General features: G+C 35.6%; 2 protein-coding genes. Both read left to right on the top strand.

All coding sequences use genetic code 11. The features are described 5' to 3' along the window. Positions 1-576: 576 nt before the first annotated feature. The gene (locus tag FTV28_RS13415; protein ID WP_114237945.1) at positions 577-915 is read left to right on the top strand and encodes a hypothetical protein; all 339 of its coding nucleotides are present in this window, start codon (positions 577-579) and stop codon (positions 913-915) included. A 136-nt stretch (positions 916-1,051) separates the two neighbouring features. Next, positions 1,052-1,852 carry a DUF2310 family Zn-ribbon-containing protein gene (locus FTV28_RS13410; protein ID WP_114237944.1) on the top strand — a complete coding sequence of 267 codons (801 nt, stop codon included), beginning with the start codon at positions 1,052-1,054 and terminating at the stop codon, positions 1,850-1,852. Positions 1,853-2,157 lie beyond the last annotated feature (305 nt).

The raw sequence follows: 2,157 nt of genomic DNA, 5'->3' as shown, positions 1-2,157 counted from the left end.
AGTCGTTTGAATGATTTCTTCTTGGTCTACGTGCCATAAAATACTCCATATATTGATGTTTATAACATCATTTGAGGAGCAGAGTATCACTTATAGGAGTTGTTCAAATTTCCGGATCCATCTCTAACCAATTTCACTGCTTCGGTACCCTAGTGAGGACTAGAACCTTAGGCTGTAGGCTAATGATATTGGTATATTGAGTTATTTAGGTAGTCGCGGTGTACTTCATGGTGTATAGAAAGTTAGTTTTTCGAGCTAATAAAGCCATTTTGACAAAATTTAAGAAGTATTTTAGAAAACTAGATAGTTACACAGAATTTAGGGTAGTCTCAAAATGAAAGTTATAACTAATGGTTCTTTAACATCTTCTAATTCCTTTGGTGAAAAATAAGATTCCATTTTATGCTTAACTCTCAACTTTTTTTCGCTAAATCATTTATTTTACGAAGGTTAGACTTTCAATATTAAACTTACAATTCTTGTAATACAGCCATTCCAATAGGCTTAAGAAGTTGAGAGTGGCATTTCTTGCATAGAATTATTTTGTATTAAATAAAATAACTAAAGGTTTGGCTCGTGAAGATCTCAATAAGAAAACTGTATGTAATTAGCTTAAGTGCATTAATTACTGTGGCTTGTTCCAGTCAAAGTGAATCAGAAGGGATGCTAATTATAAATAACAAAACCTCCGAAGATATAACTAAGGTTAATTTAACTTATAAAACCACTAATAAATCAGAAAATATAGGTAATTTATCTCCTAATCAATCATTTAAGTATCCTATAAAATATTCTGACACCGAAGACTCTATAGTAATTACATATACTGATAGTAATAATACAGTGCATAAGGATGTAGCTGTTCCTTATTTCGGTAAATATGATAAGAAAAATTATAGTTATAATATCAAGTAGTTTAAGTATTATTAATATTTAGAGTGTACGGCATTGACGGTATAGGTTAAATTGACACTACAAGACAGCACTTTAACCAATTTCAACAGCAACATCCCCAAATATATTTAATATAAATTAAGCATGAGATATAAAAATGCACGCCTTTGATATTATCATACCCCAATATACAGGTATCGCTGAAGATGATGATAGCCACGACCATGATGTATTTTGTTATTTAGGAAATTTAGAAGGCAACGGACAAATATTACCCCGTAACCATCATTTAGCTGTTAGCCAAAATGATATTACTCGCGTGACTGTGGTGTGTCCTGAAATGGATGCCCTTGACCGTAAAAATATGAACAGCTATGCCCAAGAAATGCACAATAAAATCGAACAGTTAGCAGGTAAACCCATTCAAACCTTGTATATCGGAGAAGACCATGACTATCCTCTTCCCCGTTATGCCGTACCAACGCAATCTGAATTTTACATGTTGCGTTGGGGCTGGAGTTCGCCTTTACTAGATGGAGTAACCTTACAAGGCATTCCTCTATATAAAATCCCATATACCCAACCTGATCACCCTTGTTATGATAATGTGTGGTCATGGTATCGTCAGGCTGAAGCGTTATATCGTTTGTGGCTTGGTTCTCAACCAGTAAGTGAAGCCTTTGCCTTAGAGCAAATGCAAAATCCCAATTCTGAGCATAGCAAAATAGGTCGAGAATTGTGCCGTATCATTGAACAAAGCACAGGTGTACCCACCTATTATTTTCTAATGAATTACCGTGATTGGACACAGGCAGAAGATATGGAACAAAAATGTCCACTGACAGGGCAGGATTGGCTATTGCCTGCCAATACCTATCACTATATTGATTTTAAATGCGATGAGAGTCGTTTGGTGAGTGAGTTGAGTCAAAATTGGTCGGATGAAAGCGAGGACTGACCGAATGAAAAATTATTTGTGGTAAGCTCATAAAGCCTATCAAGCATAGAGATAAAAATAACACCCAAACTATCTGTAACCAACCGTGAATCGTCTCGATATTTTCGGAGAGTGTTTTACTGGAATCAGGTACAGGACAAGTTTATTTTCAGTATACCCTAGCGGAACCACCTAAAAAGGCACTGTTGCAAATAGGCTGACATGATAAGCTAAATATCTTATTTATTTCGAGATACAGCAGATGAATCCCTTCCACGGTCGGCACTTTCAAGGTGAAATCATTCTTTGGGCTGTTCGTTGGTATT

This window comes from Acinetobacter sp. YH12252 (assembly GCF_013417365.1).
In the GTDB taxonomy this organism is placed as follows: domain Bacteria; phylum Pseudomonadota; class Gammaproteobacteria; order Pseudomonadales; family Moraxellaceae; genus Acinetobacter; species Acinetobacter towneri.
This window is presented reverse-complemented; position numbering and strand designations above follow the sequence as displayed.

Coding starts and splice junctions, on each gene's coding strand:
- FTV28_RS13410 (WP_114237944.1), top strand. CDS start 1,052: ATGCACGCCTTTGATATTATCATACCCCAATATACAGGTATCGCTGAA.